This window comes from Nonomuraea sp. SBT364, from assembly GCF_001083785.1.
Lineage (GTDB): Bacteria > Actinomycetota > Actinomycetes > Streptosporangiales > Streptosporangiaceae > Nonomuraea.
The window spans coordinates 1-17,761 of sequence record NZ_LAVL01000044.1 but is presented as its reverse complement, the minus strand read 5'-3'; the positions used below and the strand labels follow the sequence as shown (position 1 = coordinate 17,761).

Sequence of the window (17,761 nt, the reverse complement as noted above, 5' to 3'; positions counted from 1 at the left end):
TCCTTCACCTAAGGGACGACGTGAGAGGCAGGGGAATGGACAAGCCGGTCATCGTGACGGTCGACGACGACCCGGGCGTGTCGCGGGCGGTCGCCCGCGACCTCAGGCGCCGGTACGGCAGCCAGTATCGGATCGTCCGCGCGGAGGCGGCCCAGCAGGGGATCGAGGCGGTCAAGGAGATGCGGCTGCGCGGCGACGAGGTGGCCGCGATCCTGGCCGACTACCGGATGCCGCAGATGAACGGGGTGGAGTTCCTCGAGAAGGCGATGGACATGTACCCGTTCGCGCGACGGGTGCTGCTGACCGCCTACGCCGACACCGACGCGGCGATCCAGGCGATCAACGTGGTGGACCTCGACCACTATCTGCTGAAGCCGTGGGATCCGCCGGAGGAGAAGTTCTACCCGGTGATCGACGGGCAGCTCGACGCCTGGCAGCGCACCGACCGGGTGCCCGCGGCGGAGCTGCGGGTGGTGGGCGACCGCTGGTCGGCGCCCTCCTACCGGGTGCGTGACTTCCTGTCCCGCAACCATGTGCCGTACCAGTGGATGCTGGCGGAGGAGCCGGACGGGGCGCAGCTCGTGGCGGCCGCCGGGCAGGAGTGCCGGCTGCCGCTGGTCGTCACCTCCGACGGGGTGTCGCTGCAGGCGCCGGACCAGTCGACGCTGGCCTCGGCGGTGGGCCTGTCGACGACGCCCGCGACGGACTTCTACGACCTGATCGTGGTCGGCGGCGGCCCGGCGGGGCTGGGCGCGGCCGTCTACGGCGCCTCCGAGGGGCTCAACACGGTGCTCGTCGAGGCGCACGCGTCGGGCGGGCAGGCGGGCCAGAGCTCCAGGATCGAGAACTATCTGGGCTTCCCCGACGGCGTCTCCGGCCAGCAGCTCGCCGACCGGGCGCGCAGGCAGGCGCTGAAGTTCGGGGCGGAGCTGCTGACCGCGCGCAAGGTGACGCACCTGGAGCCGCGCGGGCAGGCGCGGGTGATCGGGTTCAAGGACGGCGGGGAGATCGCGGCGCACGCGGTGATCCTGGCGACCGGCGTGACCTACCGGCGGCTGGACGCGCCGGGGCTGGACGACTTCGTCGGCCGGGGCGTCTACTACGGCGCGGCGCTGACCGAGGCGCCGTCGTGCAAGGACAGCGAGGTCTACATCGTGGGCGCCGCCAACTCGGCGGGGCAGGCGGCCGTCTACCTGTCGGGATTCGCCAGCCGCGTGCATCTGCTGGTAAGGAGTGACGGTCTGGAGAAGTCCATGTCGCACTACCTCATCGAGCAGATCCAGGCGATCGGCAACATCGAGGTGCACCTGGAGAGCCAGGTGACCGGCGGTGCCGGCAACGGTCACCTGGAGCGGCTGTCGATCTCGCGCAAGGGCGAGGAGCGGACGGTCGACGCGCAGTGGCTGTTCGTGTTCATCGGCGCCGAGCCCTACACCTCGTGGCTGGGCGACACGGTCGAGCGGGACGCGAAGGGGTTCGTGCTGACCGGGCCCGACCTCGTGCAGGGGGGCCGGCGGCCGCGCAACTGGACGTTGCGCCGCGAGCCGTACTTCCTGGAGACGAACGTGCCGGGCGTGCTGGCGGCGGGCGACGTGCGCGCCGAGTCGATCAAGCGGGTGGCCTCCGCCGTCGGGGAGGGCGCGATGGCCGTCGCGCTCGTGCACCGTTACCTGGAGAAGCAATGAGCACTGCAGATGGCACCGTCGACATCGACGAACTGCGCAAGCTGTTCCTGTTCGAGCGGCTGACCGACGAGCAGCTCACCAAGCTGGCCGGCAGCGGCAGGATGCGGAACTTCGAGCAGGACGCGGAGATCGTCCGGCAGGGCGAGCCGGCCGAGTGCTTCGCGGTGCTGGTCGAGGGCGAGGTGCAGATGGTCTCCGAGACCGTCAGCGCCGGGACCGTCGCCATGCCGCGTACCGGGCAGCCGGGCGTCTACGGCGGCGCCACCTCCGCCTACCTGGGCGACCGGGCGCCGCAGACCTACCAGCACACGCTGCGCGCGACCGCGCCGTCGCGGGTGTTCATCCTGCCGGCGCGGAAGTTCGCCTACATCGTGGCCGAGTGGTTCCCGATGGCGATGCACCTGCTGGACGGGCTGCAGTCGGGCGGCCGGCTGCAGCGGGAGATCATCGACCGGCGGCAGCGGCTGACCGCGCTCGGCACGATCACGGCCGGGCTGACCCACGAGCTGAACAACCCGGCCGCCGCGGCGGTGCGGGCGGTGAGCGAGTTGCGTTCGCTGATCAGGTCGTCGCGGGTGGAGCTGGCCAGGCTGGCCGAGAACGGCATCCCGCCGGAGCGGCTGCGGGCGCTGGTCGAGATGCAGGAGGCGTGCATGGAGGCGGTCGGCAAGCTGCCCCCGCGCACGCCGCTGGAGGTCTCCGACGCCGAGGACGAGCTCGGCGAGGCGCTGGAGGAGCTGGGCGTGGACGACGCCTGGGAGCTGGCTCCGGCGCTGGTCAACGCCGGGTTCGGCGGGGAGCATCTGGAGAAGGTGCGGCTCAAGGTGGGCGAGGAGCACGCGCCGGCCGCGCTGCGCTGGCTGTCGGAGGCGGTGGAGATCTCGCAGATGCTGGGCGAGGTCACCGAGGCGACCGAGCGGATCACCTCGCTGATCGGCTCGGCCAAGCAGTACTCGCAGATGGACCGGGCCCCGTTCCAGGTGCTCGACGTGCACGAACTGCTCGACAGCACGGTCGCGATCTTCCGTGGCAAGATCCCGCCCGGCATCAGCGTGACGACCGACTACGACCGGACGCTGCCGCCGATCCCCTGCTACGGCGGCGAGCTGAACCAGGTGTGGACGAACCTCATCCACAACGCGCTCGACGCCATGGGTGAGGAGGGCACGCTGACGATCCGCACCGCGCACGACGAGGACGAGGCGATCGTGGAGATCGGCGACACCGGCCCTGGCGTGCCCGAGGCCATCAGGGACCGGATCTTCGAGCCGTTCTTCACCACGAAGTCCGTCGGCCAGGGCACCGGCCTGGGGCTGGACATCTCCTACCGGATCGTGGCGGGCCGGCACGGCGGCGACCTGAAGGTCCGCTCGGCGCCGGGCGACACCTGGTTCGAGGTACGGCTGCCGCTGCGTGAGCCTACAGCGGCTCCGTCACCATCCGCATGAGCCTGGGCACCACCTGGTCGGCGGCGACGCGGAAGCCGTCGTGCTCGAACTCGTTGGTCACCCAGACGCGCACGTTGCCGACCCGGGCGGCGGTGTCCAGCGAGAGCCCGGCGTCGACGTACATGTCGTCGTGGTACACCACGGCGGCGACCGGCACCTCGTTGGCGGCCAGCCGGGCCGGGTCGTAGAGCGGCGGCCAGCCGGTGGCGGCGAGGATCTCGGCGGCGCCCTTGAACGGCCGCAGCGCGCGGATGTCGTCGAACATCCACGGGTAGATCATCTCACCGGTGAACATCTCGAACGTGTCGAAGTCGGCGGGGCGCAGCCGCTCCGCCGACCAGCGGGTGGGCGCGCCCTGGGAGTAGATGGGCTCGTGCAGGACGGCGTAGAGCGGGTTGCCGACGAAGCCGGTCTCGGCCATGACCGCGTAGAGGAACTCGTCGGACAGGCGCTCGCCCTGCCACGCCTCGGCGAGCTGCCAGTGCAGGCGTTCGGAGCCGTCGCCCATGCCGAGCTTCTTGCCGAGGGTGCGGAACCGGTCGACGGTGAGCCGGTCGCCGTCGGGCAGCAGGACCTCGTGGCCGGCCAGGTGCTCGGCGATGCGCCTGGCGCGCTCGTCGTCGCCCGGGTAGCGGCGGTAGTGGCGGGCGACCTTGGCCCGGACGCGCTCGTACGTGCGCGTGTAGACGTCGTCGGCGGTGGCGTCGAGGCCGGGCAGGCCGCCGGTGACGTGGCAGGCGCTCAGCCCTTCGGGTGCCCGCGAGAGGTAGGTGAGGGTGACGAAGCCGCCGTAGCTCTGCCCCCAGGTCTCCCACTTCTCGATGCCGAGCGCCTTCCTGATGTGCTCGCAGTCGGCCACGATGGCGTCGGCGCGGAAGTGGCGCAGCCGGGCGGCCAGCTCCTCGTCGGTGCCCGTGGCGGTGACGGGGCTGCTCAGGCCGGTGCCGCGCTGGTCGAGCAGGAGCACCCGGTGCGTCTGGAGCACGTGCCGCCAGTGCGCCTGGCCGGTCAGCCTGGGCGACTTGCCGCCCGGGCCGCCCTGCAGGAACAGCGCCCACGGCAGGTCGCCGGTCCGGGCCGGGTCGCGGATCTCGCGGGCGAACACCTGGATCGTGGCGCCGCCGGGGTCGGCGTGGTCGAGCGGCACGGTGAACACATGGTCGGCGGCCGTCAGGCCGGGCATCGTGACTTTCACGCCCAGCACCTTACGGGCTGACCAGCCGGCCGTCCTCACGGTAGATCCAGTAGCGGCGCAGCATCTTGAGCACCACGGAGACCTGGAGCGCGGTGATGCCGGGCAGGTGTGCCAGGTCGCGGGTGAGGAAGTCGCCCAGGTCGTCCTCGTGCCGGAAGACGCCCTGGTGGATGACGGAGGTGGTGCCGGCCACGATGGAGACGTAGCGGGCGGACGGGTGCCGGGCGAGCTCGTCGGCGACCGGCTGGATGGCGCCGGGCGAGGTGGTCAGCGCGATGACCACCTCCAGCGAGTAGCCGAGCAGGGCGGGCTCGATCTCCACCCGGGGCCGCACGACGCCGCGGCGCAGCAGTGACTGGATCATGCGGTAGGCGGTGGACTGGCTGAGGCCGAGCGCCCGGGCGGCCTGGGCGGCGGTGATGCGGCCGTCGGCGCGCAGCAGGCGCAGCACGCCGTGCTCGTCGGCGCCGCGCGCGGGCTCCTCGGCCTGCTCGGCGGGCTCCGACAGGGCCAGGACCTGTGCCTCGCGCAGGCGGTGCAGCCGCCAGGAGTCGGCCTTGGTGAGCGCGCGCAGCACCAGCTCGGAGTGGGTGGCGACGATGCCGGGGACCGACGGGATGCGGGCGGTGAGCAGCTCGCGCGCCTGCGCCCGGTCCACCGGGTGGACGGCGCAGTAGACGTCGGACTTGCCGGACGTCTCGGCGACGAGCTGCGCCTCGGGCAGGTCGGCCAGTGCGCGGGCGACCCGGCTGGAGGCGCCGGGCTCGGTGGTGACCCAGACGTGACGCGGGTTGCCCTCGGCGCGGGCGGCCCAGTCGACCTGGCCGATCACGCGCAGGATGCGCTGGTCCTCCATGCGGGCCAGCCGCCGGCCGACGGTGCTGGCCGACATGCCGAGCACGTCGGCGAGCGCGGCGGCGGAGGCGCGGGGGGCGATCTGCAGCGCCGCTACCAGGTCAAGGTCGGCGTCGTCGAGCATGTCCCGACTGTATCTCCCAAGCTGGGCCGGTTGGACGACCGATTCGGGCACCGTGAACATTTTACTTGCCAAATTCAGTCATCTCTCCTGTAATGGGTGACCATAAATGGGAAAGGAGCCTGACCGGTGAGCTCAACTGAGGCCGCGAACGGATCACGTTCGCTCAACGGCCTGCTGCGCGTCCTGGGCGGGATCGAGCGCCTCGGCAACAAGCTGCCCCACCCGTTCTGGCTGTTCGTGATCCTCGCGGGCGTCCTGGCGCTGGTGAGCTGGGGCCTGGCCGCGGCCGGCGTGTCCGCGGTGAACCCGGCGAGCGGCAAGGCGGTGGCGGCCAAGAACCTGCTGTCCGCCGACGGCGTCCGCACGATGATCGACGGGGCGATCGACAACTACACCTCGTTCGCGCCCCTCGGCACGATCCTCGTGGTGATGCTCGGCGTGGCCGTCGCGGAGCGGTCCGGGCTGCTGGCCGCGGTGCTGCGCTCGGGCGTGGCCAAGGTGTCGCCCCGGTGGGTGACGTTCGCGCTGGCCTTCACCGGCATGGTCTCGCACGTGGCCTCCGACGCCGCCTACGTGGTGCTGATCCCGCTCGGCGCGCTGGCCTTCCGCGCGGTGGGCCGCAGCCCGATCCTCGGCATCGTGGTGGCGTTCGTCTCCATCTCCGCCGGCTACGACGCCAGCCCGCTGGTGACGCCGGTCGACGCCATCCTGTCCGGGCTGACCACCGCCGCCGCGCAGACGATCGACCCGAACTACGTGGTCACGCCGCTGGCCAACTACTTCTTCTCGATCGCCTCCTCCCTCGTGCTGGCCACCGTGATCACACTCGTGACCGAGCGGGTGCTGGCCCGCCGCGTCGAGTCGCTGCCCGTGGACTCGGACGCCGACGAGGACGACCTCGGCTCGCTGACCCTGCGCCCCGAGGAGCGCCGCGGCCTGCGGGCCGCGCTGATCGCGCTCGTCGTGTTCGCCGCCGCCCTGGTGCTGGCCGTGCTGCCCACCGGGTCGCCGCTGCGCGGCGAGGACGGCAGCATCGTGCAGTCGCCGCTGCTCGGCTCCATCGCCATCTTCCTCGCGCTGGCGTTCCTCACCGTCGGCTGGGCGTACGGCAGGGCCGCCGGCACCATCACCAGCAGCCGCGACATCCCCGACTTCATGGCGCACGGGCTGCGCGAGATGGCGCCGATCCTGGTGCTGTTCTTCGCGATCTCGCAGTTCCTCGCCTTCTTCAAGTGGACCGGCATCGGCGAGATCATCGCGATCAACGGCGCCGACCTGCTCAAGTCGGCCGGGGTGTCGGGGCCCGTGGTGTTCCTCGGCATCCTGGTCGTGGTGACCGTGATCAACCTGGTGGTGACGAGCGGATCGGCCCAGTGGGCGCTGGTCGGGCCGGTGTTCGTGCCGATGCTGATGCTGCTCGACATCCCGCCGGAATACACCCAGGCGCTCTACCGGATCGCCGACTCCTGCACCAACGCCATCACCCCGATGAGCCCGTACTTCGTGATGGCGCTCGGCTTCCTGCAGCGCTACCGCCGCTCGGCCGGGATCGGCACACTGGCCTCGATGACCATCCCGCTCGCGTTCGCCCTGCTCGTCGTCTGGACGCTGCTGTTCCTGGTGTTCTGGTGGCTCGGCATCCCGCTCGGCCCCGGCGCGCCCGTCGCCTAAGGAAGGATCTCCCTTGTCAATCACCGACTGGACCGGGCAGGCGCTGCCGGCCATGCTCGACGACCTCAGGACCCTGGTCGAGCTGGAGACGCACAGCTACGACAAGCCGGCGCTGGCCGCCGGGCTGCGCGGGGTGCGCGCGCTGGCCGCCGAGCGGCTCGGCACGCCCGACGCCGAGGTCGTGCACGACGGCGGCGCGCACGGCGACGTGCTGGAGCTGACCTACCACGGCACCGCGCCCGGCCAGGTGCTGCTGATGAGCCACTACGACACCGTGTGGCCCACCGGGACGCTGGCCGAATGGCCGTTCAGCGTCGTGGACGGCAGGGCGAGCGGCCCCGGCGTGTTCGACATGAAGACCGGCCTGGTGCAGTCCATCTGGGCGCTGCGCGGGCTGCGCGAGCTCGGCCTGCCGCACCCGGGCGTCAAGTTCCTGTTCAACGGGGACGAGGAGATCGGCAGTCCGGCCTCCCGTGAGCACATCGAGGCCGCCAGCGCGGACACCCTGGCGAGCCTGGTCTTCGAGGCGTCGCTGAACGGCGCGGTGAAGACCGCGCGCAAGGGCGTGGGCCTGTTCGACGTGACGGTGACCGGCGTCGAGGCGCACGCCGGGCTCGACCCGACGGCGGGCGCGAGCGCCGTCCACGCCCTCGCCGAGCTCGTCACCGCCATCGCCGCCGGCGGCGCGCCGGAACTGGGCACCACCGTGAACGTCGGCCTGATCAGCGGCGGCACCGGCCGCAACGTGGCCGCCGGGCTGGCCACCTGCGGCGTCGACGTGCGGGTCAGCGACTTCGCCGAGATGGGGCGGATCGACGACCTGTTCGCGAGCCTGCGCCCCAGCGACCCGAGGGTCGGCGTCTCGGTGCTCGGCTCCTGGAACCGCCCGCCGATGACGCCGAACCCGCCGTCGCAGCGGCTGTTCAAGGAGGCGCAGGCCGTGGCGTCAGCCCAGGGCTGGACGCTGGAGGAGGCGTCGGTGGGCGGCGCCAGCGACGGCAACTTCGTCTCCGGGCTGGGCCGGCCGGTGCTCGACGGCATGGGCGCGGTCGGCGACGGCGCGCACGCCCGGCACGAGCACGTGCTGGTCGAGCACATCCCGGCGCGCACCGCCCTGACGATCGGGCTGATCTCCGCGCTGGCCTGACCGCCGGGGCCGGGGCGGTGACTTTAGGGATTTCCCTGAATCCGACCCTGAGGTCCGGAGCCGCGCGCCGTTCTAGCGTCGGGACGGACAGCTCCAGGAGGTTTGCCCATGCCGAGCCTGACGATCGCGCTGGAGGAGGGGTTCTCCGGAGAGCGCGTGACGATCCTGCTTGACGGGGTGGTCGTCTTCGACAGGGCCGGCGTGCGCACGCGGACGCAGCTCGGATCCGCGCACACGTTCACGGTGGAGGTGGAGCCGGGCGCGCACCGGGTCCAGGCGCGCGCCCCGCAGGCCGGCGAGCCGGTGTCGGTGGAGGCCGACCCGGCTACCGCGCCGGTCGTGCGGGTCTCCAGGCAGGCGGCCGGACTGCGCATCGACGCGGACGACACGCCCCTGCGTTACATGTGAGCACCTGCTGGAGGGAGCCGGACTCGGACGGAGGAGACCGAAGTGGCTGCCACGGACAAGCGCACAGCGGAACAGCAGGCGGAGCAGGACGAGGTGATGCGGCACCTGGACGAGGAGGAGGCGCGGACGCCGCCGCGCGCCCGGCGCAGCGGGGTCTACCTGCGCAGGCCGCTGCCGCTCCCGCACGCGCCGGACGGTCAGGCGCAGGTGGAGGCCGAGCAGGCGGCGCCGGCCATCATCGAGATCGAGGAACTGCGGGTCGACGTGGACGGGCTGGCGCCCACCATGACGATCAGCGGGACGATCTTCAAACTGTTCACCGGGCGGCTGACCTGGATCGCCAGGGTCACCTACGACCCCGCCCAGCAGGCCTACACGGGCCCGATCACCTACCGGGACGGCCCGGCCTCGCTGCTCCCGCACACCCAGGTGGCCGTGCGGCTGCAGGGCGCGGTGCTCGGCGGCCGGACCGCGCGCGCCCGCTTCACCGGGGGCGGGATCCCGGCCTCGACCCGACTGTACGTGTACCGCGACTCGCACTTCCGGACGGTCGGCATCGAGTTCGACCACTCCGAGGACGCGGCGCTCGTCACGTCCTATCCGCTGCACTCGCACCCCAACCGGCCGGTGGACCTGCCCGACCTGACGCTGACCGTGGAGCAGGCGTACTCCCGGCAGGGCATCAGGATGAACGCCGTGCCCGCCACCAGCGTCATCCCGATCAGCGAGGCGATGAACGACGCGCTCTGGTCGGACCTGGAGATGCACGACGCCATGCAGCGGCACTGGAGCAAGTTCGCCGACATGCCGCAGTGGCAGATCTGGACGCTGTTCGCCGGCCGGCACGAGACCGGGCACGGGCTCGGCGGCATCATGTTCGACGACATCGGCGCCGCCCAGCGCCAGGGCTGCGCGATCTTCCTCAAGTCGTTCATCTCCGACCCGCCGCCCGGCGACCCCGACGCGCTCGCGGCGGTCCACCGGATGCAGTTCTGGACGGCGCTGCACGAGATCGGCCACACGTTCAACCTGGCGCACTCGTGGCAGAAGTCGCTCGGCGCGCCGTTCGGCTCACCCTGGCTGCCGGGGCTCGCCGACGAGCCGGAGGCACGCAGCCCGATGAACTACCCGTTCCTGGTCAGCGGCGGGCCGCAGGCGTTCTTCTCCGACTTCTACTACCTGTTCAGCGAGAACGAGCTGGTGTTCCTGCGGCACGCGCCGCACCGGTTCGTGCAGCACGGCAACATCCCGTGGTTCGACCACCACGGCTTCGAGCAGGCGCGATCCCACACCGGCGGGCTGCTGGAGCTGACGCTGCGGGTCAACCGCGCCACCACCCGCTACGAGATGCTGGAGCCGGTCACCGCCGAGCTCAAGCTCAAGAACGTCTCCGCCGTCCCGGTCGTGGTGGACCGGGAGATCCTGCGCAGCGACCGGCTCGGCGTCGTGGTGGGCCGCGAGGGCCGCGAGGCGCGGCAGTGGATCCCGTACGCGCAGACCTGCACGGCGCCGCAGCCGCACGTGCTCCAGCCCGGCGAGTCGCTGTACGCGCCGCTGTTCCTGTCGGCGGGGCGCAGCGGGTGGCTCATCGACGAGCCCGGCACCTACCTGGCGTACGCGGCCGTGCGCACCGACAGCGGCGACGTGCTGTCGCCCCCGCTGGCGCTGCGCGTCAACCGGCCGGCCTCGGCCGAGCACGAGCGGGCGGCCGACGACCTGTTCACCGACAAGGTCGGCCGGGTGCTCGCCTTCGGCGGCAGCCGGGTGCTCGACCAGGAGATGGACGTGCTGCGCGAGGTCGCCGAGTCGCAGCCGGAGCGGGCCGTCACCCGGTACGCCGCGGCCTGCGTCGCCCGTGTCGCGGCGGTGCCCGGCAGGGTCCTGGAGGCCGTCGGCGACGAGCGCAGGTTCGCCGTCCGCTCGCCGCAGCCGGACGTCGCCGAGCGGATGCTGTCGCTGGCCTACGGCGACATGAACGCCGCGGCGGAGACCATGGGCCACATCCATCTCGCACAGGAGGTCACCCGCGTCACCAAGGCGCTGGTCCAGCAGGGTGACGACCGTCAGGGCAGCCGCCTGGCCGACACCCTGGCCGACACGCTGGAGCAGCGCGCGGTCCTCGGCTCGGTCGTCTCGGCGGTGCGCCGGACGGTCAGCCAGGCCAAGCAGGAGCCCGAGAAGCCGGAGAGCTAGCCGGATCACCCGGAGGGCGGTGGCCGCCGCCCTCCCCGAACCGCTCCCGCAAAACGGACTTGTCGGGCTTGCCGGCGCCGGTGCGCGGCAGGTCGTCGACCAGCCACAGGCGCCGCGGCTCGCACGCCGGCCCCAGCTCCCGGCGCACCAGCCCGCGCAGCTCCCGTTCGTCCGCCCGCCCGGCCACCACGGCGCCCACGCCCCCGTCCGGCAGCGCGAACACCGCGGCGTCGGCCACCCCGGGATGCCCGGTCAGCACCTGCTCGATCGGATACGCGTACACGCCGGGCGGCAGCCCGCTCCCGGCCCGGTCCACCAGGAAGAGATGGCGGCCGCCGGACGGCGCCAGGCGGCCGAGGTCGCCGGTGCGGACCCAGCCGTCACGCAGGGCGGCCGCGGTGAGCCGGGGGTCGCCCACGTAGCCGGTCATGACCTGCGGCGAGCGGACCCACACCTCCCCCACCTCGCCGTCCGGCACGACGCCGCCGCGCTCGTCGCGGATCTCCAGCTCCACGCCCGGCACGGCGCGCCCGACGGAGGCCAGCAGCTCCGGCCGCGCGTGGTCGGCGGGCGACAGGCTGGTGACGAACCCGGCCTCCGTCAGCCCGTACGACTGCCGCACCACCGGGCCCAGCGTCCGGACGGCCTCCAGGATGCGCTCCGGCACCGCCGGCGCCCCGCCGTACAGCACCAGGCGCACCCCCGTCGCGTCGCCGAGCCGCCCGGCCAGGCCGTTGAACCCGAACGACGGCTCCGCCAGCACGTGCGTCAGCCCCTCCCGGGCGATCAGCTCGCCCTCGCGCCCGGCGTCCTGCCCGGCCATCAGGACCGCCGTGCCGCCGGTCGCCAGGGTCCACAGCGCGGCCAGCGTGGGCAGGTGGAAGCCCGGCCACAACAGGAAGCGCCACGCCCCCGGCCCCACCACGGCCCTGGCAGCCGCGAGCTGCGCCGCCTCGGCGGCATGGCTGTAGGCGACGGCCTTGCGCTCCCCCGTCGTGCCGTTGGTGAACGTCACCGACGCCATGCCCTCGCCGCTCGGCATCGGCGCCGGCTTCGCGCCCCTGCCGGCGAACAGCCGATCGAGGCGGGCGTGGACGGCGGCCGGGACGTTCGGCAGCAGCGCCTCGGCGTCCTCCTGCCGCGCGGCCTCGTACAGCAGGGTCGTGGCGTTCGTCGCGCGCATGGCGCGGGCGGCGGTCTCCGCCGGGAGCCCGGCCGGCACCAGGACGACCGGGCAGCCGAGCGCGAGCGCCACCAGCCGCCCGGCGACGGATTCCGGCCGCCTGCCGTACAGCAGGGCGAGGCCCTCGCCGGGGCGCACGCCGCGCGCCTCCAGGGCGGCGGCGGCCGAGGCGACCATCGACAGCACCCGCCGCCCGCTCAGCCGCTCCTCACCGCAGACCAGCGCGTCGCGGGCACCGGCCGCGGCCAGCCCCCGCACCAGCGCCTGCCCGAACCCGGCCGCCCGTCCGGGAAGCACCGGCCGCACCCGCGGCCCGCCGGGGGGAACCCGGCGGGCCGTCGTCCCGCTCATCCCGCCCGCCTGCCCAGCAGCACCGGCAGCGATCGGGTGCTGTTGCCCAGGACGGTGCCCAGGGGCCGGGTGCCGCTGCCCGGCCCGGCGGGCGTCATCTCCGGGTACGCGGCGAACAGCGCCGCCAGCGCCACCTCCCCCTCCAGCCGGGCCAGCGGCGCCCCCAGGCAGAAGTGCCGCCCGTGCCCGAACGACAGGTGCCCCGGCTGGGGCGCGGCGACGTCGAACCGGCAGGCCCGCTCGCCGTACTGGTCCGGGTCGCGCCCGGCGGAGGCGAAGCAGGCCAGCACCGCCTCCCCCTTCCGCACCGGGATCCCGTCGATCTCCAGGTCCCGTACGGCATAGCGCATCGGGAAGTGCGCGACCGGCGAGTCCCAGCGCAGCGTCTCCTCCACGACGGCGCTCCACGGCAGTCCGCCGCCGAGCACCAGGGCGAGCTGGTCAGGCCGGGTGATCATGGCCCGGATCGCGTTGGTGATGAGGTTGACGGTCGTCACGTGACCGGCGATGAACAGCAGCTCGATCGTGTCGAGCAGCTCGCCCCGGGTCAGCCGCTGCCCGTCCTGCGCGCGCACGCCGATCAGGTCGGTGATCACGTCGTCGCCGGGCGTGTCGCGCCGCACCTCGATGACCTTGTCGAGCAGCTCGTACAGGGCGTCCCGTGAGCCGCTGACGTCGTCCGGCCCGTCACCGACGCGGGCGGCCACGTCGGTGAGCTCGTGCAGCTCCTCGCGCATGTCGTGCGGGATGCCCATGAGCTCGGAGATGACGTCGCGCGGCAGCGGATAGGCGTAGTTCAGCCGCATGTCGACGGGACCCGGCGGCAGCCCGGCCAGCCCGGCCACGAGCCGGGCGGCCATCTCCTCGATCCTGGGCCGCAGTCCCTGCACCCGCCGGGCGGTGAACGCCTTGGTCAGCGGGCCGCGCAGGCGCCGGTGGGCGTCGCCCTCGGCGTTCAGCATGGACGTGTCCGAGGTGATCTTGCCGACGGCCGTGGCCTCCCGGACGGCGGCCCTGCCCTCCGGATCCCAGTGCCGCACGTCCCTGGACAGGTCGGGGTGGGCGAGCACGGCCGACAGCGTGGCGTAGCGGGTGGCCGCCCAGGCGCGCACCCCCTCGACCTCCACCGGGACCAGCGGCCCCGCCTCCCGCAGCCGGTCGTTGTCGGCGTGCACGTCGGGTGTCGCGGGGTCGAGCACGAAGCCCGCCCGTTCGGTCTCCTGCTGTGCGCCCATGGTCATCCGGCCCTTTCCACGGTCAGTCCCGCGGCGTCGAGCCACGGGTCCTTGCCCAGGTAGAGATCGCGGACCAGCTCTCCGGCCGCGGGCGCGTTGCACAGTCCGTGCCCGGAGAAGCCGGCCGCGTACAGGAACGCGGGCGGCCCCGGCCGGTGCCCGATGAACGCCGTCCTGTCCGGGCTGGCGTCGCGCACGCCGCTGATCGCCGGGTGCAGCGCCGTCCCCGCCAGGCTCGGGTACGTCGCGGCGAGCCGGTCCGCGACGCGCTCGCGCCAGGCGGCCTTGTCGCGGTCCGGGTAGCCCATGCCGATCAGGATCCGGTCCCCGCGCAGCCGCATCAGCAGGCCGCTGGCGGCGTGCAGGGTGACCGGGACGGACGGGATGGGCGACAGGTGCGGCAGCGGGTCGGTCAGCAGCAGCTCCTGCGCCACCGGCTCGGTGAGCGGCAGGTCGACGCCCGCCGACCGGGCCAGCGGCGCGGACCAGGCGCCGGCGGCGCACACGACCGCCTCGGCGGTGATCGTGCCGTCGGTGGTCTCGACGCGGCCCCGGTCGGCGTCGACGGAGAGCACCGGGCAGCCGGTGCGCAGCTTCGCCCCGGCCCGCCTGGCGCCCTCGGCGTAGCCGGCCACGATCGCCGCCGTGTCCGACACGTACGCCTGCGGTGACCAGGCGGCGGCCAGCAGCGGCAGGTCGCCGCCGACGAGCGGGTTGAGCCGGCGGGCCTCTCCCGCGTCGACCAGCTCGACCCGCACGCCCGCCGCCCGCTGCGCGGGCAGCTCGGCCTCGACCGCCGCCACCTGCTCGGGCTCGCTGAGCAGCACCAGGTAGCCGACCTGCCGCAGCGGCAACTGCGCGGCCGGCCGCGCGCCGAAGGCCCGGTAGGCCTCCAGGCTGCGTACGGCCATCGCCGAGCTGACCGGGTTGCCGGCGAAGTACGACCTGACGACGTCGGCCGTGGCCTTCGACGCCCCCGAGCCGAGCTCGCCGCGCTCCAGCAGCACGGTGCGGACCCCGGCCTCGGCCAGGTGGTAGGCGATCGACAGGCCGATGACCCCGCCGCCGATGACGACGACCTGCGCCTGCGCGTTCACCCGAGCGCTCGCACGCGCCGCAGGTGGTCGCCCACCTGCCAGGGGAACAGGTGCAGGTTCCAGCCGCCGAGGCAGTTGAGGTAGAGCGCCATGTGCGCCATGACCGCCACGAAGTCGTCGCGGTCGTCGAGCCGGTCGAGGACGTCGAGCATCCGGCCGGTGAACCCCCACAGCGTCTGCAGGCCGCAGTAGCCGAGGAACTCGGCCGGGGTCTTGGCCAGGATGCGCGCCATCTGGTGCAGCGACTCCATCGGCATCTGCTCGTACGCCGCCCGCACCAGCCCGCCGTAGCAGGCGTAGCCGAGCGGCCGGGTCTCGCCGTTGACGAACAGCAGCGTCGTGAGCACGGTCTCGAAGCTGCCGGCGCACGAGGTGATGCGCCCTTCGTGCAGGTCGACCAGTTCCTGCGGCGGGGCCAGCCAGATCCGCTCGGTCTCGGCGTGCAGGTCGCCGATCAGGGCGTCGGCCGCCGGGTCCGCGACGGTCAGGCGGGGCAGGCTGTGCCCGAAGCTCTCACCGGCCCGCCGGACCTCGGCGATGACCGGCTTCTTCGTCCGGTAGACCGCCTCCCAGACGGCCTGCCCGGCTTCGGACAGCGTGTCGAGGTCGCCCTCGGTGATCCGGCCGATGGGCGTGGCCGGCATGGGCTCGGTGAGCTCGCCGTACTTGATCCCGAGGTGCTGCAGCCGGGAGGCGAAGATCGTGCCGTCGGGCACGGTCCGCCGGTCCACCGAGTACGGGGCCGCCTGGTGCAGCATCTCGTGGACCGGGGCGACGTGATAGAGGTGATGGCCCGCCACCAGGGCATGGCCCTGCAGGCTGCGGTACGGCAGCGCGTCCCACAGGCTCTGTGCCGCAGCGGCGTTGCGCTCGTCCAGTTCTGCCGTGACGGCCATGCCCAGGCTGGGCCAGCCGATTTCTACGCGTCTCACAGTAGTCACAGTACGTAACTGTACCCATGCAAATCGTGACATATCTGGAGGGGGTGCCCGTTGGCCTCGCCGTTGTTACGCTCAGTCGACCAAGTAAGCGCTTCCTTTCCCCGGAGGGACGATGCACTGCGATCCCCGGTTCGCCCGTGTGCGCGAGGTGTTCGAGCGGCACTTCGCCGACGGCCAGGAGCTCGGCGCCGGCTTCGCCGTCCACCATCGCGGCGAGCTGGTCGTGGACCTGTGGGACGGCATCGCCGACCGGCACACCGGGCGGCCCTGGCTGCGCGACACCCCGGCGTTCGCGTACTCCTGCACCAAGGCCCTCACCGCGACCGTCCTGCTCCAGCTGGCCGAGCGCGGACTGGTCGACGTGGGCGCGCCGGTCGCCGACGTCTGGCCCGAGTTCAGCACCCGCACGATCACGGTCGAGCACCTGCTCACCCACCAGGCCGGGCTGCCGGTGATCGAGTCGCCGGTTCCCGTGACCGAGTTCGAGGACCAGCCCGCGATGGCCGCCCGGCTCGCGGGCCAGGCCCCGCTGTGGGAGCCGGGGTCCGCGCACGGCTACCACGCGCTCACGTACGGGTTCCTCGTCGGCGAGGTCGTGCGGCGGGTGACGGGCAAGTCGGTCGGCGAGCTGGTGGCGGCGGAGATCGCCGGGCCGCTCGGGCTGGACCTGTGGGTGGGCGCGCCCGACGACGTCATCGCCCGCGCCGCCCGCCTCAAGGGCCCGGACCGCCGCGCCGCCACCACCTCCACGCAGCCCTCGGAACCGTCGCGGCCGTCGGCGGAGCCGGAGCCGGCCGGCGGGGCGGACGTGATCGACCGGATGGCGGCGGCGGCGCGTGACCCGGGGAGCCTGATGAACCGGGCGCTCGGCAACCCGGCGATGCAACTGCTCGACGGCGGCGCCAACCACCCCGTCATCATGCGCGCGGGCTGGCCGGCGGCGGGCGTCGTCACCACGGCCGCCGGGCTGGCGGGCTTCTACCGCGCGCTGGTGGCGGGCGAGCTGCTGCGGCCGGAGACCCTGGCGGACGCGATCCGGCCCCGGGTCGCGGGAGCCGACCGGGTGCTGGTGATCGACAGCTCGTTCGGGCTCGGCTTCATGCGGCCGTCGATGACGTTCCTGACGCCGTCGCGCAGCGCGTTCGGGCACAGCGGGATGGGCGGGTTCCTCGGGCTGGGCGACGTGGAGCACGAGCTGGCCGTCGGCTACGTGACGAACAAGATGGCCGACGCGGTGTCGGGCAGCATGCGCGCCTACCACCTGACCGAGGCGGTGTACGCGTCGCTGGCGGATATATCCACTTAACTTGCGACGAAATATCAGCAGTCGTGACAACCGGAACCTCGGGTGAGACCGTCGAATCTTGGACGGGCTGCTTGGGGGGTTCGACTTGGTCCCTGGTTACCGCGACGTACGCCAGCTCGGCGAGGGCCGGACCGGCCGCGTCTTCCTCTCCACGTACCAGGCCACCGGGGCGCACGTGGCCATCAAGTACCTGAACGCCACGCTGCGCCGCGACGACGCCTTCATGAACCGCTTCGCCGAGGACGCCAGGGCCCTGGTGGAGATCGACGACCCCGGCGCGGTCAGGACGTACGAGTACGTGGAGACGGCGACCCGGGCCGCCGTCGTGACCGAGCTGGTCGACGGGGTGTCGCTGCGCGCCGTCCTGGCCGAGCACGGCCGGGTGGGCCCCGAGGCCGCGCTCGCCCTCCTCAAGGCGGTGCTGAGCGGCCTGGCCGCCGCCCACGAGAGGGGCCTGCCGCACCGCGACGTCAAACCGGAGAACGTGCTCGTCCAGGCCGACGGGGCCGCCAAGCTGACGGACTTCGGCGTCGTCGTGCACGCCGAGGAACCGGGCGTGCCGGCCGGCAGCCCGCCGTACATGTCGCCCGAGCTGTGGACCCGCGGCGACGCGGGGCCGCCCGCCGACCTGTACGCGGCGGCGTGCGTGCTGTTCGAGGCCGTCAGGGGCCGCCCGCCGTACCGCGGCGACGACGTCCCGGCGCTGCGCGACCGGCACCTGGTGGAGCCGGTGCCCCTGGAGGTGGCGCCGGACGCGCTGCGCAACCTGCTCCGGCGCGGCCTCGCCAAGGACCCCGCCGCCCGCTTCCCCTCCGCCCGTCAGTTCGCCGCCGACCTGGAACGTGACGCCGTCACCGCGTACGGGCCCGAATGGGAGAAACGCGGCCGCCGCCACCTGGCCGAGCTCGCCACCCTCCTCGCC

The 17,761-nt window shown here is 73.2% G+C and carries 14 protein-coding genes; 8 read left to right on the top strand and 6 right to left on the bottom strand.

What is annotated here, in order from left to right:
• Window positions 1-35 precede the first annotated feature (35 nt).
• A complete protein-coding gene (locus ADY59_RS20785) occupies window positions 36-1,685 on the top strand; it encodes an FAD-dependent oxidoreductase (protein WP_049564566.1) in 1,650 nt (549 codons plus the stop codon).
• Complete coding sequence (locus tag ADY59_RS20780; RefSeq protein ID WP_049564564.1) at window positions 1,682-3,133, top strand: ATP-binding protein; 1,452 nt, start codon at window positions 1,682-1,684, stop codon at window positions 3,131-3,133. Before ADY59_RS20785 ends, ADY59_RS20780 begins: the two co-directional genes overlap by 4 nt.
• On the opposite strand, the gene ADY59_RS20775 is transcribed toward ADY59_RS20780, so the two are convergent.
• Both ADY59_RS20775 and ADY59_RS20770 read right to left on the bottom strand, forming a co-directional pair.
• Window positions 3,105-4,328: an alpha/beta fold hydrolase gene (locus tag ADY59_RS20775; protein WP_231618815.1), complete on the bottom strand. Its 1,224-nt coding sequence runs from the start codon at window positions 4,326-4,328 to the stop codon at window positions 3,105-3,107. The genes ADY59_RS20780 and ADY59_RS20775 overlap by 29 nt on opposite strands.
• A gap of 10 nt (window positions 4,329-4,338) precedes the next feature.
• Entirely contained in the window at window positions 4,339-5,307 is a 969-nt protein-coding gene (locus tag ADY59_RS20770; RefSeq protein ID WP_049564562.1) for an Lrp/AsnC family transcriptional regulator, read from the bottom strand.
• Window positions 5,308-5,433: 126 nt separating this feature from the next.
• Between ADY59_RS20770 and ADY59_RS20765 the strand changes: the two genes are divergently transcribed.
• The 4 genes from ADY59_RS20765 to ADY59_RS20750 all read left to right on the top strand — a co-directional run bounded on the left by ADY59_RS20765 (window position 5,434) and on the right by ADY59_RS20750 (window position 10,726).
• Window positions 5,434-6,978 (top strand): AbgT family transporter, encoded by a 1,545-nt coding sequence (locus tag ADY59_RS20765; RefSeq protein ID WP_049564560.1) that lies wholly within the window; start codon window positions 5,434-5,436, stop codon window positions 6,976-6,978.
• 52 nt (window positions 6,979-7,030) lie between these two features.
• Window positions 7,031-8,125, top strand: a complete 1,095-nt coding sequence (locus tag ADY59_RS20760) for a M20 family metallopeptidase (RefSeq protein ID WP_197093761.1) — start codon at window positions 7,031-7,033, stop codon at window positions 8,123-8,125.
• Between the two features lie 108 nt (window positions 8,126-8,233).
• A complete protein-coding gene (locus tag ADY59_RS20755; protein ID WP_049564556.1) occupies window positions 8,234-8,533 on the top strand; it encodes a hypothetical protein in 300 nt (99 codons plus the stop codon).
• Window positions 8,534-8,575: 42 nt separating this feature from the next.
• Window positions 8,576-10,726: a hypothetical protein gene (locus ADY59_RS20750; protein ID WP_049564554.1), complete on the top strand. Its 2,151-nt coding sequence runs from the start codon at window positions 8,576-8,578 to the stop codon at window positions 10,724-10,726.
• Here the strand turns inward: ADY59_RS20750 and ADY59_RS20745 are convergent.
• From ADY59_RS20745 to ADY59_RS20730, 4 genes are read right to left on the bottom strand one after another with little or no spacing between them, the layout of a single operon-like run.
• Complete coding sequence (locus ADY59_RS20745) at window positions 10,686-12,260, bottom strand: class I adenylate-forming enzyme family protein (RefSeq protein ID WP_082310267.1); 1,575 nt, start codon at window positions 12,258-12,260, stop codon at window positions 10,686-10,688. The genes ADY59_RS20750 and ADY59_RS20745 overlap by 41 nt on opposite strands.
• Complete coding sequence (locus ADY59_RS20740) at window positions 12,257-13,501, bottom strand: cytochrome P450 family protein (protein ID WP_082310266.1); 1,245 nt, start codon at window positions 13,499-13,501, stop codon at window positions 12,257-12,259. Before ADY59_RS20740 ends, ADY59_RS20745 begins: the two co-directional genes overlap by 4 nt.
• Complete coding sequence (locus tag ADY59_RS20735) at window positions 13,498-14,592, bottom strand: NAD(P)/FAD-dependent oxidoreductase (protein ID WP_063780722.1); 1,095 nt, start codon at window positions 14,590-14,592, stop codon at window positions 13,498-13,500. The genes ADY59_RS20740 and ADY59_RS20735 overlap by 4 nt, the downstream gene beginning before the upstream one ends.
• Complete coding sequence (locus ADY59_RS20730) at window positions 14,589-15,524, bottom strand: hypothetical protein (protein ID WP_231618814.1); 936 nt, start codon at window positions 15,522-15,524, stop codon at window positions 14,589-14,591. Before ADY59_RS20730 ends, ADY59_RS20735 begins: the two co-directional genes overlap by 4 nt.
• Before the next feature lie 121 nt (window positions 15,525-15,645).
• Between ADY59_RS20730 and ADY59_RS20725 the strand changes: the two genes are divergently transcribed.
• On the top strand, window positions 15,646-16,839 hold the full coding sequence (locus tag ADY59_RS20725) for a serine hydrolase domain-containing protein (RefSeq protein WP_049564547.1): 1,194 nt from the start codon (window positions 15,646-15,648) through the stop codon (window positions 16,837-16,839).
• A 58-nt stretch (window positions 16,840-16,897) separates the two neighbouring features.
• The coding region (locus tag ADY59_RS20720) for a serine/threonine-protein kinase (protein WP_156325622.1) at window positions 16,898-17,761 on the top strand (864 nt) is incomplete at its 3' end.